Origin of the sequence: Acinetobacter sp. ANC 4654 (genome assembly GCF_002135425.1) — a bacterium.
GTDB lineage: Bacteria > Pseudomonadota > Gammaproteobacteria > Pseudomonadales > Moraxellaceae > Acinetobacter > Acinetobacter kyonggiensis.
In genome coordinates, this window is the sequence record NZ_NEGL01000005.1 from 26,325 (window position 1) to 46,461 (window position 20,137).

The 20,137-nt window shown below is 39.0% G+C and carries 19 protein-coding genes; 10 read left to right on the forward strand and 9 right to left on the reverse strand.

Annotation, left to right across the window (positions count from 1 at the left end):
- Nucleotides 1–46 precede the first annotated feature (46 nt).
- Nucleotides 47–439 (forward strand): hypothetical protein, encoded by a 393-nt coding sequence (locus B9T24_RS08825; RefSeq protein WP_086165437.1) that lies wholly within the window; start codon nucleotides 47–49, stop codon nucleotides 437–439.
- 14 nt (nucleotides 440–453) lie between these two features.
- On the opposite strand, the gene B9T24_RS08830 is transcribed toward B9T24_RS08825, so the two are convergent.
- From B9T24_RS08830 to rlmE, 5 genes are all read right to left on the reverse strand, one after another.
- Nucleotides 454–768 carry a DUF5713 family protein gene (locus tag B9T24_RS08830; protein ID WP_086165438.1) on the reverse strand — a complete coding sequence of 105 codons (315 nt, stop codon included), beginning with the start codon at nucleotides 766–768 and terminating at the stop codon, nucleotides 454–456.
- Between the two features lie 123 nt (nucleotides 769–891).
- Nucleotides 892–2,478: a vWA domain-containing protein gene (locus B9T24_RS08835; protein ID WP_086165439.1), complete on the reverse strand. Its 1,587-nt coding sequence runs from the start codon at nucleotides 2,476–2,478 to the stop codon at nucleotides 892–894.
- A 154-nt stretch (nucleotides 2,479–2,632) separates the two neighbouring features.
- Nucleotides 2,633–3,484: a dihydropteroate synthase gene (gene folP, locus B9T24_RS08840; RefSeq protein ID WP_086165440.1), complete on the reverse strand. Its 852-nt coding sequence runs from the start codon at nucleotides 3,482–3,484 to the stop codon at nucleotides 2,633–2,635.
- A 134-nt stretch (nucleotides 3,485–3,618) separates the two neighbouring features.
- Entirely contained in the window at nucleotides 3,619–5,508 is a 1,890-nt protein-coding gene (ftsH, locus tag B9T24_RS08845; RefSeq protein WP_086165441.1) for an ATP-dependent zinc metalloprotease FtsH, read from the reverse strand.
- A gap of 132 nt (nucleotides 5,509–5,640) precedes the next feature.
- Nucleotides 5,641–6,291 (reverse strand): 23S rRNA (uridine(2552)-2'-O)-methyltransferase RlmE, encoded by a 651-nt coding sequence (gene rlmE / locus B9T24_RS08850; RefSeq protein ID WP_086165442.1) that lies wholly within the window; start codon nucleotides 6,289–6,291, stop codon nucleotides 5,641–5,643.
- A 196-nt stretch (nucleotides 6,292–6,487) separates the two neighbouring features.
- Between rlmE and yhbY the strand changes: the two genes are divergently transcribed.
- Together yhbY and B9T24_RS08860 are read left to right on the forward strand one after the other, a co-directional pair.
- On the forward strand, nucleotides 6,488–6,811 hold the full coding sequence (yhbY, locus tag B9T24_RS08855; RefSeq protein WP_004648235.1) for a ribosome assembly RNA-binding protein YhbY: 324 nt from the start codon (nucleotides 6,488–6,490) through the stop codon (nucleotides 6,809–6,811).
- A 5-nt stretch (nucleotides 6,812–6,816) separates the two neighbouring features.
- Entirely contained in the window at nucleotides 6,817–7,356 is a 540-nt protein-coding gene (locus tag B9T24_RS08860) for a DOMON-like domain-containing protein (protein WP_086165443.1), read from the forward strand.
- 270 nt (nucleotides 7,357–7,626) lie between these two features.
- On the opposite strand, the gene B9T24_RS08865 is transcribed toward B9T24_RS08860, so the two are convergent.
- On the reverse strand, nucleotides 7,627–8,193 hold the full coding sequence (locus B9T24_RS08865) for a hypothetical protein (RefSeq protein WP_086165444.1): 567 nt from the start codon (nucleotides 8,191–8,193) through the stop codon (nucleotides 7,627–7,629).
- Nucleotides 8,194–8,503: 310 nt separating this feature from the next.
- On the opposite strand from B9T24_RS08865, the gene carA reads away from it, so the two are divergent.
- From carA to B9T24_RS08900, 5 genes are all read left to right on the forward strand, one after another.
- Nucleotides 8,504–9,643: a glutamine-hydrolyzing carbamoyl-phosphate synthase small subunit gene (gene carA / locus B9T24_RS08870; protein WP_086165445.1), complete on the forward strand. Its 1,140-nt coding sequence runs from the start codon at nucleotides 8,504–8,506 to the stop codon at nucleotides 9,641–9,643.
- Between the two features lie 14 nt (nucleotides 9,644–9,657).
- Nucleotides 9,658–12,888 carry a carbamoyl-phosphate synthase large subunit gene (gene carB / locus B9T24_RS08875; RefSeq protein ID WP_086165446.1) on the forward strand — a complete coding sequence of 1,077 codons (3,231 nt, stop codon included), beginning with the start codon at nucleotides 9,658–9,660 and terminating at the stop codon, nucleotides 12,886–12,888.
- A gap of 95 nt (nucleotides 12,889–12,983) precedes the next feature.
- Nucleotides 12,984–13,460: a transcription elongation factor GreA gene (greA, locus tag B9T24_RS08880; RefSeq protein ID WP_086165447.1), complete on the forward strand. Its 477-nt coding sequence runs from the start codon at nucleotides 12,984–12,986 to the stop codon at nucleotides 13,458–13,460.
- A 506-nt stretch (nucleotides 13,461–13,966) separates the two neighbouring features.
- Entirely contained in the window at nucleotides 13,967–14,590 is a 624-nt protein-coding gene (locus tag B9T24_RS08890; RefSeq protein WP_086165449.1) for a CatB-related O-acetyltransferase, read from the forward strand.
- A 580-nt stretch (nucleotides 14,591–15,170) separates the two neighbouring features.
- Complete coding sequence (locus tag B9T24_RS08900) at nucleotides 15,171–15,614, forward strand: universal stress protein (protein ID WP_074944131.1); 444 nt, start codon at nucleotides 15,171–15,173, stop codon at nucleotides 15,612–15,614.
- A gap of 73 nt (nucleotides 15,615–15,687) precedes the next feature.
- Here the strand turns inward: B9T24_RS08900 and B9T24_RS08905 are convergent, their stop codons facing one another.
- Nucleotides 15,688–16,023: an MGMT family protein gene (locus tag B9T24_RS08905; protein ID WP_086165450.1), complete on the reverse strand. Its 336-nt coding sequence runs from the start codon at nucleotides 16,021–16,023 to the stop codon at nucleotides 15,688–15,690.
- A gap of 285 nt (nucleotides 16,024–16,308) precedes the next feature.
- Between B9T24_RS08905 and B9T24_RS08910 the strand changes: the two genes are divergently transcribed.
- On the forward strand, nucleotides 16,309–16,866 hold the full coding sequence (locus B9T24_RS08910) for a hypothetical protein (RefSeq protein ID WP_086165451.1): 558 nt from the start codon (nucleotides 16,309–16,311) through the stop codon (nucleotides 16,864–16,866).
- Between the two features lie 43 nt (nucleotides 16,867–16,909).
- Here the strand turns inward: B9T24_RS08910 and B9T24_RS08915 are convergent, their stop codons facing one another.
- Complete coding sequence (locus tag B9T24_RS08915; RefSeq protein WP_086165452.1) at nucleotides 16,910–17,815, reverse strand: neutral zinc metallopeptidase; 906 nt, start codon at nucleotides 17,813–17,815, stop codon at nucleotides 16,910–16,912.
- Between the two features lie 50 nt (nucleotides 17,816–17,865).
- Nucleotides 17,866–18,792, reverse strand: a complete 927-nt coding sequence (locus tag B9T24_RS08920; protein WP_086165453.1) for a DUF808 domain-containing protein — start codon at nucleotides 18,790–18,792, stop codon at nucleotides 17,866–17,868.
- A 194-nt stretch (nucleotides 18,793–18,986) separates the two neighbouring features.
- Here B9T24_RS08920 and trpS point away from each other — a divergent pair, with 194 nt between their 5' ends.
- Entirely contained in the window at nucleotides 18,987–20,000 is a 1,014-nt protein-coding gene (gene trpS, locus B9T24_RS08925; RefSeq protein ID WP_074944120.1) for a tryptophan--tRNA ligase, read from the forward strand.
- The last annotated feature ends 137 nt before the right edge of the window (nucleotides 20,001–20,137 follow it).

The window sequence follows — 20,137 nt, forward strand, 5'->3', positions numbered from 1 at the left end:
CTGAATTATTAAAATACCAACAAGCACAGAACAAGAAATATAAAACATGAATTTCAACGGATTACAGCATCTGTTCTATATCAGCTTCTTTTTACTCATTACTTCACCTTTTAGCCATGCTGAAGAATTAGTTGCAACAGACAAGGTAGATGTTCTTTATGATTTATTTTCTGGAACAATCATACAAGATAAAGATCAACTGATCTTACAGCGCTGTAATTTAGCGAAAAATCAATATCTTCTTGATTTCAAGCATATTCAAGATGAAGACATAATTCGAAAACGACTAAAACAAGACACTCATTTTTGGCTCAGCCTTAAAGCCAGCGCTTATGAAAAAAATGAACGATATCATTTAGCCGTAGATGAGATATTAGACGTACATCTTAAAGAAAGTTGCCATCTTTCAGATTTATTGTCAGATTTAAATAAACTTTAAAAATAAAGAGTGCATCACCACTCTCTATTCGACACCAATTCTTCCATTTCAATATTCATGTAGCCATTATCTTGTGCCACCATCATCATCGCTTCAGCAATATAATCCGCTGCCGTGTCATCTAATGATGAATCAAGATCATCAAACTGTAGCTTCATTTTATTAATGGATACAACGGTTTCAGCAGCAAAACGATAAATTTCGACTTCAGATAGATCCGTTTTTGCTATTTTCTTCGCAAACTGCTTAATGATCTGTTTAACTTCAGCGACAAGAATATCTGGATAATATTCATCATCAAACATAGGGAGAAGTAAATCTTCAAACATATAAAACTCAAAAAAGACACGCATTAAAGCGAGCTTGTATAACATAAACTTTACATTTTACCAAATGAAAAAACGAGCAGATTTCCATCCGCTCGTTTACATTACTTCAAACAACCCAACCATCTACGATTTTTTCTGCTCCGAACTTAGACTTTTTGCTATTTTCAATAAATCAATAAATTCTTCACGTAAGCCAAATGTATCTGGTTTTGCAGCACTTTGTGCTAAGCGTAAAATGTCATCCCATTGCATATTTGCATTGTACTGACCACCTCGAAGTTGCTGTCCATACGCGGCAACCGCAATGGCAAAACGAGTATCTGTACTGGCCTGTGCCAAAGGCTTACTCGTAATGTGTACAGGTGAATTCAGCAAAATACTTTGTGTTTGGTTAGGCAATTTATAACGTAAATTTACATCAGCATACTCATGTTTAAGCGAGGCTAAAGCTGTAGGTGCAGCTTGATAGCGTGGTTCACTTAACCACCCTTTTTGCCCTACAGGAATAATTTCATAGAGTGCCGTAACAGTATGCCCTGCACCAATATCCCCAGCATCGACTTGATCATTATTAAAATCTTCATTTTTTAACAAGCGATTTTCATAACCAATCAGGCGATATTCCTTAACTGTCGCTGGGTTAAATTCGACTTGTATTTTAACATCTTGCGCAACCGTTGCCAAAGTAGAGGACAACTGACGTTGCAACACTTTTTTAGCCTCACGCTCGTTATCAATATAGCTATAGTTACCATCACCAGCATCTGCAAGCTGTTCCATCAACTGCTCATCATAATTACCACTACCAAAACCCAAAGTGGTAAATGAAATACCTGATTTACGCTTTTCAGCAATCATACCTTTTAGTGTATTAAAATCGGTAATGCCCACATTAAAGTCACCATCTGTCGCAATCAAGATTCGGTTAATTCCTGCTTTAATATAAGACTTCTCTGCCTGCTCATATGCCAATTGAATGGCACGCTCGCCTGAAGTTGCACCTCCCGCTTTCAAGCGATGAATGACTTTTAGGATTTTATCTTTCTCTACACCAGAGGTTGGAGCCAAGGCTAAATCCTCTCCACTGGCATAAGTGACAATCGTGACTTTATCTTGCGGGCGTAATTGCTCAGTCAATAGCGAAAGAGTCTTCTTGACTAAAGGTAATTTATTCTCTGCATCCATACTGCCCGAGACATCAACTAAGAAAACCAAATTTGCTGGGGGTAATTGTTGAGCTGCAATATCTTTAGCCCTAATCCCAATTCGAATAATTTTGGCATTTGGTTGCCAAGGTGAATTAACAGTTTCCGTCGAAACTGAAAATGGATGCTTTCCCTGCTGCTCAGGATAATCATAATTAAAATAATTGACCATTTCCTCAATACGCACAGCATCGACTGGGGGCAACTGTGCTTCTTTCGTTAAAAAACGACGTACATTGGTATAACTTCCTGTATCGACATCAATACTAAATGTAGAAATAGGCTGCTGAGCAACACTATGTACAGAATTTGTGTCAATTTTTTGATAATTCTCAGTATTTTCTACCAATGGCTGGACGCGTTCATATGCAGCGATATTCAACGCTGGCGCTGGCATCGACAATACCGCAACTTCACCCATTCTCATTTGCTGAGATGGCATTTGTCCACAAGCAGCCAATATGAATGTACTTACCGTGACGGTCAAAAATTTAAGTTTAAACATTATTACTTATCCTAAGTTGTTATTATCAAAAACAAATCAATAGATTTCTGCACTATAAACAACTTTTATTTTTATCATACTGCCTTTATGTAATTTTGCGCTAACAAATCAATACGGCAAGCCAGTTGCACCAATCAAACTGGCTTACCTCAACTTAAGCCGACTGCATGGCTTGCCAAACCTGAATTGCATCTGACATCGCTTTTACATCATGCGCACGCACCATACTGGCACCTTGTTGAATACTGATCAAATGTGCTGCTACCGAACCTACAGCACGGTTTTGAGCATCTGCTCCACCCAATGCTTCACCAATAAACCGCTTACGAGATAATGCAGATAGAACCGGATAACCCATTTGGTTTAATTTATAAAATTGTTGCAGTAGTTTTAAGTTTTGCTGTGCATTTTTAGCAAAACCAAAACCGGGATCAATCATAATATTTTCAGGCTTCACCCCCACTTTAAGGGCATCATTAACACGTTGTTGTAATTCCCCCATTACATCAACTGTTACGTCATTATATTGATCCAACTGATTCATCGTGGTTGGTTCACCACGCATATGCATAATAATGATGGGTATATTCAGCTCAGCTGCAGTAACTAAAGCGTGTGGGCGGGTTAAAGCACGAACATCATTCCAAATATGTGCACCTGCTTTTACCGCAGCCTTTATGACTTCAGGCTGTGAAGTATCAATTGAGATAACAACATTATGCTTAGATAATTCTTTAACCACAGGCACGACACGACGAATTTCTTCTTCAACTTCAACACTTGAGGCACCCGGTCGGGTAGACTCCCCACCCACATCAATCACGGTTGCCCCATCAGCCATCATTTGCAGCGCATACGCTATGGCTTGCTCTTGTGTATTATACTTCCCACCATCACTAAAAGAATCAGGCGTAACATTGAGAATCCCCATCACATGCGGTTGAGATAAATCCAAGCGCAATGTTCCACATTGCAATACTCGTTTGGGTAATGGCATCAATCGCATAGTAACTTTCCTAAAATATCTAAGCACAGTGTATCAAGAGTGACTTTTATTCTTGCTGAAATGTTCTCAAAAATTCAACTTTTAAACATAAAAAAGAGCCTCTATTGAGACTCTTTTTTATATAAAGCTTTTAATTAATTTGCAGGTAATGGTGGTGGTGTTACAGGACCATCCTTTGGTGTTACATCAATCACTGGATTTTCAGCAACATATACCTTAGGTGGTTGTGGTTCACGACCTTCCATGATGTCACGGATTTGGTCACGATCTATGGTTTCCCATTCCATTAACGCTTTCACCATTGCATGAGCAATATCTTTCTTACTTTCTAAGATATCGCGTGCAATTTTATATTGCTCATCCAAAATACGGCGAATTTCACGATCCACTTCTAACTGTGTGGTTTCAGAAATACTACGACTACCGATGCTGCCCATGAAGGATTGCTGTGCATCTTCTTCATACACCATCACACCCATCTTGTCAGACATACCGTACTTCGTAACCATTGCACGTGCCATTTTAGTTGCACGTTCAAAATCGTTTGATGCACCTGTAGACATTTGATTAATGAATACTTCTTCAGCAATACGACCACCAAACAAAATTGAAAGTTCATTCAACATTTTGTCTTTATAATGGCTAGTTTGATCGAATTCAGGTAACTGCCAAGTCACACCTAAAGCCCAACCACGCGGCATAATAGTGACTTTATGCACAGGATCTGTACCCGGTAAACTTTCAGCCACAATCGCATGACCTGCTTCATGGTAAGCCGTAGCACGACGTTCTTCATCACGAAGCACCATCGATTTACGTTCAGGACCCATGTACAACTTATCTTTTGCATCTTCAAAATCATGCATATCGACAGTATTCTTGTTACGACGTGCTGCAAATAATGCTGCTTCGTTTACAAGGTTTGCCAATTGTGCACCAGAAAAACCCGGTGTACCACGTGCAAGAACTTTGACATCTACACCTGTTACTGACGGTAATTTCTTCATGTGAACATTTAAAATTTGTTCACGACCCTTAATGTCTGGAAGACCAACCATCACTTGACGGTCAAAACGACCCGGACGAAGTAAAGCTTTATCCAGTACATCTGCTCGGTTTGTTGCAGCAATGACGATAATACCTTCATTACCTTCAAAACCATCCATTTCTACCAGCATTTGGTTCAGTGTTTGCTCACGTTCATCATGACCACCACCTGTACCCGAACCACGATGACGACCAACAGCATCGATCTCATCAATAAAGATGATACATGGTGCATGGCGTTTGGCTTGTTCAAACATATCACGGACACGGGACGCACCCACACCAACGAACATTTCAACAAAATCAGAACCAGAAATACTAAAGAATGGCACTTTTGCTTCGCCAGCAATGGCTTTGGCAATTAGAGTTTTACCTGTACCTGGAGGACCCACCATTAAAACACCACGTGGAATACTTGCACCTAGGCGTTTAAATTTGGTTGGATCTTTTAAGAAATCAACAATTTCAACAACTTCTTGTTTAGCTTCATCACAGCCAGCAACATCACTAAATGTTACTTTAATTTGGTCTTCTGAAAGCATTTTTGCTTTAGATTTACCAAAACTCATTGGGCCGCTTTTACCACCTGCACCGCCACCCATGTTGCGCATAAAGAACATGAATAACAAAATGATTAAAAGTACAGGGAAGCTAGCGATAAGAAGCTGCATCAACAAACCTTGACGTGCAGGTGCAGTACCTTCTACGACAACATTGTTTTTAATGAGGCTTGGCATAAGGTCTGGATCTTGAATCGCAGGGCGAATACTTTCAAACTCTGAACCGTTTGTTTTTTCACCACGAATTCTTTCACCATCAATTGTGACTTGCTTAATTTGACCAGCATTCACAGCTGAAACAAACTCTGAATAATTCAGTGCAGTCGGTTGATTGCGGTCACTGATGTTACTGAAAATAAGGATCAGTACACCGAGTATAACCAGCCACAATACGGCATTCTTGAAGAGATCGCTCAAAGCTTTATTCCCATATCAATCTAATTTGATCATGCCCAAAATGGGTGACCTTAATTTAAGCTAAAGACCAGCTTTTGCAATATTTTAAAAAAGTACAAAATGCACAATTTTTAACGTCTTGGCAAGTAAACTTTATTTAGAAGCCTTCTTACGCCCCTGTCCGATCAAAAATACTTCTTTCGAACGGGCACGCGAAGCAGCAGGTTTTGCTGTTTTTAGTACATCAAAGCTATCTACAATTTGTTTACGGAACTCATCAAATCCAATACCTTGGAAAACCTTCACTACAAATTGACCTTTAGGCCCTAAAACCTTATTGGCAAAATCTAAAGCAAGTTCACACAAGTAAATTTGACGAGGTTGATCTACAGCCTTATTACCTGATGTATTGGGGGCCATATCTGAAATTACAACGTCTACAGTCCGTCCATTTAAAATATTTAACAATTTTTCGAAAACTTCTTCCTCGCGGAAGTCACCTTGTAAAAAGGTTACATCAGGTAATGCATCCATTTCCAAGATATCAGAAGCGATAAGTAAGCCTTTATCACCCACCAGTTTTCCAGCAATTTGCGACCAACTTCCTGGTGCAGCACCAAGGTCAACAACCGTCATACCAGGTTTAATAATTTTGTATTTTTCTTGCATTTCAAGCAGCTTATAAGCAGCACGCGCACGATAACCTTCCTTTTGTGCTTTTTTCACAAAAGGATCGTCTAAATGCTCTCTCATCCAATCTCGACTACTTTTCGATAACTTTGGGTTGGTAATGCGTGTCGCCATAACTCTCTAAATAATAAAAAACTGCTAATTCATGATTGTACGTGAAAAATACATGCCTTGCAGTATACATCTGTATCTAAATCTGATCTTTGGTGATGTTTTTTTCAATAATTCAAATCGATTATTTCAACAGAATATAAAGCGTTTAAACTTGGCATTTGTTATACTAAGCCGTTTTTAAAATTAGGTTATCTTTATGGCGGCTTTATCAATTCATGAACGCAAACGTTTGCGTCAAATCGGACATGCGCTTAACCCTGTGGTTATGCTTGGTGGTCAAGGTTTGACTGAAAGTGTCATTGAAGAAACAAACCGCGCTTTAAATGATCACGAACTCATCAAAGTTAAAATTGCGGGTGAAGATCGTGAAGCTCGTACTGCTGCAATTAGCGAAATTGCTCAAGTAACTGGTGCTGAAGTTGTACAAACAATTGGTAAAATTGCATTGCTTTACAAAAAAGCAGCCAAACAAAATCCAAAACTTTCAAACCTTGTACGCCACGCAAATTTGTCTAACTAAGCTTTATGGCCAGTTACGAACTTAGCGCTTTTGATCGTCGCTTTCAATCTATATCCCTTGTGGGAGCGATTGAACAACAAGGTCCATATACTTTAAATGTGGGCTATTGGTTACGTGATCCCAATCAACTCATGCAATGGCCTGAATTGGTGAGTGGAAACCCACGCCAAGATTTCTTATGGGAACAAACCTGTTATGAAATTTTTATTGGCGTTCACGGTGAAGATTTCTATCGTGAGATTAACCTCTCGCCTTCACAAGCTTGGCAGGTTTATCAGTTTGAGGAATATCGTTATCCTGAAGATATGCCTCCGCAAGCAGCGCATGACATTGAACTCAACCAACTCAAACGCACACATTACGGTTTAAGTGTGAATTTGGATCTCACCGAGTTTATGTTAAAGCACAAATTACAATGGTCGAATTTATTTTTAAGCTTAAGTGCTGTGCTTAAAACTTCGCAAGGTAATCAATACTATGCGATGCAACACAGTAGCCCAAATGCAGACTTTCACAATAAACGTGATTGGCTGCATCAGCTCTAAGCTAGCGCATTAATATTCGATAAATAAAAAAGTGAGGCATAGCACCTCACTTTTTTATTGTCTGTGACTTACTCAGCTTAAATAAAATATCTTTTCAAATAGTGAGCAATGCGTCTAACATCCAACTTCTTTATCCTGAGCAAGAAATAAAACACTATTTCCCGCAAGGAAAAGGATCCATCTCTTTTAAAGAAGAACAACAGATCATAAAAAAGTGAACCATGCATTTTACATCGTTCACTTTTTTATTTTTTACATTTACACACGCAATTAACTTTTAAGCGCTGCATCGCTCTCTGTTTTAGTGGCTTCGTCTTTCTGTGGAACCACTTTTTTCCATGCTTCTAAGGTATGTTCTTTCGAACGTTTCAATGTTTCAGTTAAAGTATCTTTATGTTTAACTGAAATTTGGCTGACATCTTCTTTTAACTCTTTACCCAGTTTAGATAAATCGTTAATGACAGCATTTAATTCAGATTTCACAAACTCTTTTAATTCGCCTAAATCTTTTGGTGAAAAATTTAATTGCTTTTTAATAAGTTCGATACGCTGAATAATATCTTGTTTCAAACTTTGGATTTGATCTTGTACATTACTTTGTAATTCCTGAGCTTCAACCTTAATATTTTCAGCTGATTCAGCAACTGCTTCTGTTACTTTGTGCTGAGCTTCTTTAGAGGCCTGTTCCAATTTCTCAGCACTTTCAGTAACCACTGCAACCACTTCTGTTACTTTCTGTTGTGCTTCTTTAGAGACTTGTTCCAGCTTTTCAGCACTTTCAGCAACGACTTCTTTTAATACTGTTTTAGCTTTAACCTGTTTTTGCTCTATAGTCATGATTTTGTTCCTGTAGTTATTAGATAAGAACTATAGCCTAGCGCTATTTGATAAAATTTAAGTTTTGATTTGTCAGACAATTCTTATTTGCTTACATTTTATATACACGATTTAAGAGCAGACTCCCACATAAATTACAAGGCATTTATATTGCATATTCAGTATAAATTAAATGGACTTCAAGACACTTCGTCCGTATAATGCGCTGTTAAGTTCAAGCGAGCAGACATAGGAGGGTTGGTTAAAAAAATAGCCTTCCTTTTTTTTCGTCTTCTCGCTTTTTTACAGCCTAAATTTCAGGAGCTTTGGTTTGAGCACTCCCGCCATTTTAGCCCTCGCAGATGGAACGATCTTTAAAGGTACGTCTATCGGTGCATCGGGTAGTACGACTGGTGAAGTCGTTTTTAATACTGCCATGACTGGCTATCAAGAAATTTTGACTGACCCAAGTTATGCACAACAGCTTGTAACTTTGACTTACCCACATATTGGTAATACTGGTTGCAACGAAGAAGACGCTGAGTCAGGTCGAATTCATAAAGTATGGGCAAACGGTTTAATTATCCGTGACCTACCTTTATTGCATAGCAATTTCCGTGCTGATCAATCTTTAGGTGAATACCTAGAACAACATAATGTTGTTGCGATTGCTGACATTGACACACGTAAATTGACACGAATTTTACGTGCGAAAGGTGCGCAAAATGGTTGTATCCTTGCTGGTGAAAATATCACAGAAGAAGAAGCTTTAGAAAAAGCACGTGCTTTCGGTGGCTTGGATGGTCTAGACCTTGCTAAAGAATGCTGCGATCCAGAAGGTTTTGAATGGACGGAAGGTTCTTGGACACTGGGTCAAGGCTTCTCTCAACCTGAACTTAAATTCCATGTTGTGGCATATGATTACGGTGTCAAAACCAACATCTTACGTATGCTGACGGATCGTGGATGCAAACTGACTGTAGTTCCAGCTCAAACGCCTGCAGAAAAAGTTCTCGCATTAAATCCAGACGGTGTGTTCTTATCGAATGGCCCTGGCGATCCAGCGGCATGTGATTATGCAATTGAAGCTGTAAAAACCATTGTTGAAACCACAAATTTACCTGTATTTGGTATTTGCCTCGGTCACCAAATTCTAGCCCTTGCTTCTGGTGCTAAAACGGTAAAAATGCCTCACGGTCACCACGGTGCCAACCATCCTGTACAAAATCTTGAAGATGGTACAGTGATGATTACTTCTCAGAATCATGGCTTTGCAGTTGATATTGATACATTACCTGCAAACCTAAAAGCGACGCACAAATCATTGTTCGATCAAACCCTTCAAGGTATGCATCGCACTGACAAGCCAGCGTTTAGCTTCCAAGGTCACCCTGAAGCGAGCCCTGGTCCACATGACTGTGCACCATTATTCGATCATTTCATCGAACTTATCGAAGCATCTAAGAAGTAATTAAGGAAGCGATCATGGCTAAACGTACAGACATTAAAAGCATCTTAATTATTGGTGCAGGTCCGATTGTGATCGGTCAAGCATGTGAGTTCGATTACTCAGGTGCACAAGCATGTAAAGCACTTCGTGAAGAAGGTTATCGCGTTATTTTAGTGAACTCTAACCCAGCCACTATTATGACCGACCCAAGCATGGCAGATGCAACGTATATCGAACCGATTACTTGGCAGACTGTTGCACAAATTATTGAAAAAGAACGTCCAGATGCAGTCCTCCCAACCATGGGTGGTCAAACAGCATTGAACTGTGCGCTTGCACTGGATGAGCACGGTATTTTAGCGAAATACAATGTTGAATTAATTGGTGCGAGTAAAGATGCCATTGAAATGGCAGAAGACCGTAAATTGTTTGATGATGCGATGCGTCGTATTGGTCTTGAATGTCCACGTGCTGCTGTTGCAAGCACGATGGAAGAAGCATTCGAAATCCAAGCAAAATTGGGCTTCCCTTCGATTATTCGTCCATCATTCACCATGGGTGGTTCAGGCGGTGGTATTGCTTACAACCGTGACGAATTCATTGAAATCTGTGAACGTGGTTTCGACCTATCGCCAACTCACCAACTGTTAATCGATGAATCGTTGATTGGTTGGAAAGAATACGAAATGGAAGTTGTTCGTGACAAAAACGACAACTGTATTATCGTCTGTGCGATTGAAAACTTCGACCCAATGGGTGTGCATACAGGTGACTCAATCACTGTTGCACCTGCACAAACACTCACTGACAAAGAATACCAAATCATGCGTAATGCATCGATTGCTGTTCTGCGTGAAATTGGTGTTGAAACAGGTGGTTCGAACGTTCAATTCGGTATTAACCCGAAAGACGGTCGTATGGTTGTGATCGAGATGAATCCACGTGTATCACGTTCATCTGCACTTGCATCGAAAGCAACAGGTTTCCCAATTGCACGTATCGCTGCGAAATTGGCTGTCGGTTATACCCTTGATGAATTGAAAAATGACATCACTGGTGGTATTACTCCTGCGTCATTCGAACCGTCGATTGACTATGTCGTTACCAAAATTCCTCGTTTTAACTTCGAGAAATTCCCACAAGCTGAAGCAATTCTAACCACACAGATGAAATCTGTCGGTGAAGTGATGGCGATTGGTCGTAACTTCCAAGAATCTCTGCAAAAAGCGCTTCGTGGTCTTGAAGTTGGCGTATGTGGTTTTGACGAACAAATTGCGGTTGGCGCTGAAGGCGCGCGCGAAAAGATCTTACACGAACTTAAAGTTCCGGGTCCTGAGCGTATTTGGTATATCGCAGATGCATTCCGTCATGGTTTTAGCTTAGACGAAGTTTTTGCTGCAACCAATATCGACAAATGGTTCCTGATTCAAATTGAAGACATTGTTAAAACTGAAGAACAAGTAAAAACACTTGGCTTTGGTGATTTAAATGCCGATAACATCCGTTCGTTCAAACGTAAAGGTTTATCTGACCTTCGTATTGCAGATTTGATGGGCATTTCACAAAAACAATTCCGTAAACACCGTTGGAACTTAGGCGTAATGCCAGTTTACAAACGTGTGGATACCTGTGCTGCAGAGTTTGAATCTGACACTGCGTACATGTACTCAACTTACGATGAAGAATGTGAAGCGAACCCATCGACCAAAGACAAGATCATGGTGATTGGTGGCGGTCCTAACCGTATTGGTCAAGGCATCGAGTTCGATTACTGCTGTGTACACGCGGCCCTTGCAATGCGTGAAGACGGCTACGAAACAATCATGGTGAACTGTAACCCTGAAACTGTTTCTACTGACTATGACACATCAGATCGTTTGTACTTCGAACCAATCACTTTAGAAGATGTACTTGAAATCGTGCGTATTGAGAAGCCTAAAGGCATTATCGTACAGTACGGTGGTCAGACTCCGTTAAAATTGGCTCGTGCTTTAGAAGAAGCGGGTGCGCCAATTATCGGTACATCACCTGACGCGATTGACCGTGCAGAAGATCGTGAACGTTTCCAACAAATGATTCAACGTTTACAACTTCGTCAACCAAACAACAGTATTGTAAAATCTGCTGAAGAAGGCATGGCTGAAGCATCTAAAGTTGGTTATCCACTTGTTGTACGTCCTTCGTATGTACTTGGTGGTCGTGCGATGGAAATCGTATACAACGATGACGAGCTTAAACGTTACTTACGTGATGCGGTTCAGGCATCGAACGAAGCTCCTGTTCTTCTTGACCGTTTCTTAGATGACGCAATTGAAGTTGACGTAGACTGCGTATCTGACGGTAAAGACGTTGTGATTGGCGGTATTATGCAGCACATTGAACAAGCGGGTATTCACTCTGGTGACTCTGCATGTTCTATTCCTCCTTATTCATTATCAAATGAAGTACAGGATGAAATGCGCCGCCAAACTGTGGCGATGGCAAAAGAGCTTGGTGTCATTGGTTTGATGAACGTTCAGTTTGCAGTTAAAGGCAATGACGTTTATATTCTTGAAGTGAACCCACGTGCATCACGTACTGTACCGTTCGTGTCTAAGTGTATTGGCGAATCATTGGCAAAAGTTGCTGCACGTTGTATGGCGGGTCAATCTTTAGTATCTCAAGGATTTACTAAAGAAATTATCCCAACCCACTTTGCAGTAAAAGAAGCCGTGTTCCCATTCTCGAAATTCCCTGGTGTTGACCCTATTCTTGGCCCTGAAATGAAATCTACAGGTGAAGTAATGGGTGTTGGTAAAACTTTTGGCGAAGCGTTCTATAAAGCGGTACTTGGTGCCAATGAACGTTTACCAGGTCTACCAACTGAAGGTGAAATCAAGCATGCATTTATCTCTGTACGTGAATCAGATAAACCACGTGCAGTTGCAATTGCAAAACAACTAATCAATTTAGGCTTCAAGATTCTTGCGACTGATGGTACATTTAAGGTAATCAGCGAAGCTGGTCTTGAGTGTGAACGCGTGAACAAGGTTACTGAAGGTCGTCCTCACATTGTGGATCGCATTAAAAATGGCGAAATTCACCTTGTTATTAACACAACTGAAGGTAAACAGGCTCAAGAAGATTCATTCTCGATCCGCCGTTCAGCACTTCAAGGTAAAGTGTATAACACGACTACTTTGAATGGTGCAGAAGCAGTATGCCAAGCTCTAGCAATCCAATTACCAATGGATGTTTACCGCTTGCAAGACCTTACTAAAGACTAATTAAGTTACCGATAGGTCCCGTCACCTTATCGGTGGCGGGATTTTTTTATTTTTAATCTGTATTTTTTAATACATAACAACTGTGAGGGACAACAATGAAACGTTATCCTATGACACCTGAAGGCAAAATTGCCTTAGAGAAAGAATTACTTCAACTTAAATCGGTTGATCGTCCACGCATTATTGCTGCAATTGCTGAAGCGCGTGAACATGGGGATTTAAAAGAAAATGCAGAATACCATGCTGCTCGCGAGCAACAAGGCTTCTGTGAAGGTCGTATTCAGGATATTGAAGGCAAACTTGGTGCAGCTCAAGAAATTGATATTAAATCACTTGAGCAAAATGGCCGTGTTGTTTTTGGTGTGACCGTAACGATTGAAAATCTGGACACTGAAGAAAAGAAAACCTATAAAATTGTAGGTGATGACGAAGCAGACTTTAAGATCAATAAGATCTCTGTGAACTCACCGATTGCTCGTGGTCTTTTGGGTAAAAGCGAAGGCGATGAAGCAAAAATTACCACTCCCCAAGGTGAAGTGGAATACGAAATTGTGAAAGTTGAATATCTTTAATTTTTAAAGATTCATCGCTTTCCAGATCCCCTCTTTTGAGGGGATTTTTGTTTTTCATTCGATCACAATTCAATCAACAACATAAAATGACAATGAAAAATGGATGAGCGCTTAATACAAACTTTTTATTATGCAATTGGTGGAATCTTCTTAGGTGTGATGGTTGCTGTTGCATGGTCTTTTTATATTAATACCCATACAAGTTCAGTAAACATTATATTAATCACTGCATTTATTTCAGCGCTTTGTGGTTTTCTGTTTCCAAATCTTATTTCACATTGGTTTAAGGCTTTTTGGAATTTTTTCACCTAATTCGGAATTACGCTTATCAATCATAATATCTGATCAGCCTTTCTCTTTGAGGAGATAGGCAACACTACTGCGAAAGAGTATTTTTATTCTTTGAATCCTCATTCAGTTATTTAAATAATCTCCCCAAACCCCTCTTTTTCAAAGAGGGGTTTATTTTAAGTTATAATTCTCTCACCTCCCAATGCTGTATTCCCATGTCTGAGCAACTGATTAATTCCCCTCTAAAACATTGGTGTGAATTCGAATTCATCTCGAAAACAGTGAAGAATCCCAATATCTATATTAAAGGGAATTACAGCTATTACAGCGCTTACTGGGATCAAGGTTTTGAGCGCTGTGTGGTGCGTTATCTACATGACAAACCTGCTACGGTTGAAAAACCGATAGATCAGCTCCATATTGGTAACTTTGTCTGTTTTGGTGCTGAATGCGTGATTATGATGGGCGGTAACCAATTACACCGTACCGACTGGATTTCAGCCTTTCCATTCGATACACGTAGTTTTGTCCCTGCTGGCGATACAATTATTGGTGATGGCTGCTGGATTGGTAGCAGAGCGATGATTATGCAAGGTGTGAAGCTTGGCGAAGGCGCTGTAGTTGCGACAGGTGCTGTTGTGACTAAAGATGTTCCAGCCTATGCTGTGGTGGGTGGCGTACCTGCAAAAATCATTAAATACCGCTTTCCTGAGGAAGATATAGAAAAACTGCTTTCACTTCAGCTGTATGAGTTAGATGAAAAACAGTTTTTAAAGATGCGGGAACAATTGCAGAAGGATGATGTGGGGGACTTAATTCAATATTTTGAAAATCTATGATCTTTCATTGTTCGCTCATACCCCCTTAAAAATGCAGCTCTTTAAGGGCAATCTCCCATAATCGCTAATTGTAGCGCTGCATATAATGACCAATTTTCTTCATCAAATTGCTGATGTTCAAATTTACTTTGTTTAAAAAACATGCATCTTAGTTTAAACAAACGATAAACCTCATCATTTACCATGTTAGATTTTAATTCTTTCTTAAAATACTTAACCCTTTTCAAAATTATCTTATTACCAATCCAGCTGGTTCAATTCAGTCATTTCTATTTCATTATTAGTAAGTTACTACACTTATGATATGCCATTTTTCAAAGGCATATTTCATATCCTTTCAAATAAAAAATCTGCTTACAATTTCATCAGACTTTAGTTTTAAAGCCTCTATATTCCAAAGCAATACATGTTAGATTAAATTAGAAATAGTACTTTACGGTGACGAATTATCCCCATGAAATTACTAGGTTTTATTTTAGAAAAAATGTAGTTAGTATCAAAATGTAAGCTGCTTTAACAAACAACAATTTATAGTTCTATAACGCATCTGTTTTAGTAACGATTATAAGGAGAAATTCACATGGCTTATCATAATATTTTAGTGCCAGTTGACGGTTCAGAAACATCACATGCAGCCGTTGAAAAAGCAGTTGAATTTGCTAAAGCATTTGGCAGTAAAATTACAGTGGTTCAGGCTTTAGTACTCGACCCATATATTGCAGCAGAATATATTTCTGCGAGTCAAACAAATGATTTAATAGAACGTGCTCGTACATCAATTGAGGAATCACTTGCTGCCGCTAAAGCAAAATTTAATGAACAAGGCATTGAAGTAGAAACCAAACTGCTTGAAGGACAAGTGATTCATCGTGAAATCATCCGAGCAGCAGAAGAACTGCATGCTGACCTGATTATCATTGGCTCACATGGTCGTACAGGTTTTAAAAAGTTATTCCTTGGCAGCGTCGCACAAAGCTTACTAGGCGAATCTCATGTTCCTGTCTTAATTGTTCGTCAACCATAATCCTTGTCTTTTTCCCATCTTTCTCTAAAGATGGGAAAATCCCTACTCTCATTCAATTTCAGTTATTCATCGATCAATCATTCATCCATTGATATTGTTTTAAATTAATCTTATCTGCAATAACCATTACGCCCTCGTCTAATAGTTTTAAGCGTTGAATATTGTCCCCGCAATGATCCAATTTACTTAGGCTAATTCTCCCTTGTGAATTAATCACTCGATGCCAAGGAATTTCAGCCCCTTGATCCAGATGTTTTAAAACATAACCAACTAAACGTGCATGTTTAGGCAAGCCTGCCAGCTTTGCAAGTTGTCCATATGAAGCCACTTTTCCATAAGGAATTAAAGCAACCACCTGTAATATTTGCCGTGCTAATTCATCACTGGAAGTACCGGCATGTTGTGGCATATATGGTCCTTAAATCATCTCATTCGACCTTGAGAACAAATGATTTTACTTACTCATGCTGCTAGTCTAGAACAACATTTAATATAAAAACAACCTGAGTACAATTCATGAAAAAGACTTTTTAAAAAAAATTTTATAGCCAACAATCAGTTTTAAGCTGCTAAATTATTTTTGGCTATCGTTAAGTTTTTTACATATTTTCAGTAATGAATTAACATAGACCACCATCAAAGTGCTGAATGTATCAACGCTTTCTTCTAGCTCTCTATTAAGTTGAATTTATTCATGCATCAAACAGTTAAAACGCTATTTCGACTTTTTTTTGCAGTTGTGATTTTTCTCATTACAATCGCTTTATTTTTCAGTATCTATTCAAAAAGCAAAGATATTTTAAATGCAGATCAAGCTTTCCAACAAGCACAACAAATTTCGCTCAAATCGACCACTCAAGAACAACTGGTTTTAGTTTCGAATAATAAACGACCCGATAAAGCGATTTATATTCTGATTGCACATAATGGCTATATTGCAAAAGTAAACTGCGAACATTATTTACAAGATATTTGTACGGATGCCTATAACCAGTCACATACTCGACAAATCAAACAGATTAATTTATTAAAAGTTGCTCAACAGTATTATATTAAAGACGTTAATTATCAAGATAGTCTGACACAAAAACAGCAACAGTGGTCTTATTCTAAACAACAAATTCAGCAATTTTATCAAGCCGATATTTCAAGTTTAAAATATATTGTTTTTAGCATCAGCCTCTTTGCTTTAGCTGCACTTTACGTCTCTATTCGAATTATCCGTAACTTTAAAAAGTTTTTAAGTCGCTAAAAATTTAAAATAAAAGAGGGTTTTAAATCCTCTTTTTATTTTCTTAAATCGCTTGATTAAAAGTGTCACAATCGTTGATCTTTCCTGATTTCAAACCAGTTTGAAACCATTTCATGCGTTGCTCACTACTACCATGAGTAAAACTATCGGGCACAACCTGCCCTGTAGCACGTTTTTGCAAATAATCATCGCCAATTTTATGCGCTGCATCCATCGCTTCTTCAATATCACCTTGCTCTAAAAATTGGGTGCGTTGTTGATTATGATGTGCCCAAATTCCTGCAAAGCAGTCTGCTTGCAATTCCTGACGCACAGAGAGTTGATTACCTTGCACCTCACTGGATTGAGCACGTGCTTTTTGCACTTGATCGGAAATACCCAACAAGGTTTGTAAATGGTGCCCGACTTCATGCGCAACCACATAGGCTTGGGCAAAATCTCCCGCTTGGTCTTGGCGAGATAACTCGGTCGCATTTTGCTCACCCGAAATACCCATTTGCTGACGCATATCTTTAAAGAAAGTCGTATCAATATAAACTTTTCGATCGGCAGGACAATAAAATGGCCCCATCGCAGATTGTGCTGTACCACAGCCTGAATTCACAACTCCACTAAACATCACCAATTTAGGTGCAACATACTGACTATTTAATTGCTGTTGAAAGACTTGCGTCCACGTATCTTCGGTATCTGCTAAGACTGTCCCAATAAAATCCATGGCTTCTTGCTGTTCTGCTGTGGGATGATCCAAGCCTTTCGTTTCAGTGGGTTGTGCTTGTGATGTGACTTGCTTCGTGGCTTGATAGGCTTGTTGCGGGTCAACCCCAAAAAACTTCCACGCCACAAAGGCAACCACAAGACCTAAAATACTAATACCACCCGCCTTAACACCTCCACCACCACGGCGGTCTTCAACATTGCTACTTACACGACGTCCTTTCCAGCGCATAGTGATATTCCTTTAGCTTGTATTTATTTGATTTTACCGCGCATTGATGCTCATGCTTGTTTGGATTTAGGCCAAAACTTTTGAATGAAATTCACCATCACGAGAACCAATAATCCCGCAACAAAACCAATAGCAAAATTAATTAAAGTAGGTGTAATTGCACCCACAATATTGCCAACTGTTGGAATATGTTCAATATAATCGACTGAATCTTCACTCCAATGATGAATCAGAGGCACAGCATGGTTAATAATCCCACCACCGACCAAGAACATCGCAATGGTTCCCACAAAAGTCAGAGTCTTCATTAATTTAGGTGCAAATGCTAACAATCCACGTCCAATACTTTGCTTAAGACTTGATGCTTGCTCGGTTAAATATAAACCTAAATCATCAATTTTCACAATCATGGCAACAAAACCATAAACCCCCACAGTCATTAAAATTGCAATCACTGAAAGCACTAGGACTTTAGTACCAAATGCAGCTGTGGCAACCGTACCCAATGAAATTACCACAATTTCAGCAGATAAAATAAAGTCCGTTCGAATAGCCCCTTTAACTTTATCTTTTTCAAAAGTGACTAAATCTGTTTCTATTTCGACCAGTTCTGCTTGTGCAGCTTCTTCTGTTTGAGCTTTTTTATGATGCAAACTATGCAGAACTTTTTCTACGCCCTCATAGCACAAAAATAAACCACCAATCATCAATAAAGGATTAATGAGCCACGGTGCAACGACACTAATCAGTAAAGCTAGAGGTACAAGAATTAATTTATTAATGAATGAACCTTTTGCGACACTCCAAACCACAGGTAATTCGCGTTCAGAACGAACACCACTGACTTGTTGTGCATTCAGCGCTAAATCATCTCCCAACACCCCAGCCGTTTTTTTTGCCGCCATTTTACTCATTACAGCAACGTCATCTAATACGGTGGCAATATCGTCTAATAATATTAATAAGCTACTCGCCATTCTTTTTATCCTTGAGGTGTCTATAGGGTATTTTAAATACAAATATAAGAAAACTGTATCAACTTCATTAAATTCTTTTTATTTTTTCAAGCTTCTGTTTTTATAGTGTCTGACATTAAAAAACATTATGCCGTACAATATGGCAATCCATCAGCAGATACATGTTGTGTTAACAACTTTGGAATAAAGAGATAATGAGTAATCAAGACAATCGTCCTGTTATTTTGACTGGCGACCGCCCAACTGGACAACTTCATTTAGGTCATTTTGTAGGTTCTTTACGTTCACGTGTAGGATTACAAGATTCTCACCATCAACATCTCCTCCTTGCTGATGCTCAAGCCTTAACAGATAATGCAGATAACTTTGAAAAAGTACGTCGCAATATTATTGAAGTGGCAACAGATTATCTTGCCGTCGGCATTGATCCAACCAAAACAACAATTTGCGTTCAGTCATGCTTACCTGCATTAAATGAATTGACCATGTTGTATCTCAACTTTGTAACGGTGTCACGTTTAGAACGCAACCCAACCATTAAAGCAGAGATTCAACTCCGTGGTTTTGAACGTGATATTCCTGCTGGCTTCTTATGCTATCCAGTTGCACAAGCAGCAGATATTACTGCTTTTAAAGCATCAGTCGTTCCTGTTGGTGATGACCAAATTCCAATGATTGAACAGACCAATGAAATTATTCGTCGTTTAAATCGTCAAATTGGTCATGATGTGCTACCCGAATGTAAAGCTCTGCTTTCAAACATGAGTCGTTTACCCGGTTTTGATGGCAAAGCAAAAATGTCTAAATCATTAGGCAATACCATTGTGCTGGATGCTTCTGACAAAGACATTAAAAAAGCAGTCAATGCCATGTATACCGACCCGAATCATTTAAGAATTGAAGATCCAGGTCAAGTCGAAGGCAATATTGTATTTACTTATTTAGATGCTTTTGATCCAAATAAAGAAGAAGTTGAAGAGTTAAAAGCACATTATCGTCGTGGTGGTTTAGGCGATGGCACTGTGAAAAAACGCCTTGAAGGTGTGCTGAAAGAGTTGATTACACCGATTCGTGAACGTCGTCTCGAACTGGCTAAAGATCCCGATTACATCATGGATATCTTAAAAACAGGTACAGATAAATGTCGCGATATTACCCAGCAGACACTTGATGAAATTAAATCGGGTTTAGGCATGTTTCACTTCTAAACATGTTTAATCATAAAAAAGCCTTTCTTTATGTAGAAAGGCTTTTTTATGCTCAGAAAATGATAAATAAATCACACTCACAAATAGTTATTAACTTTAATTAACACAACTTAACTGAAAGCATGATGAAATGACTG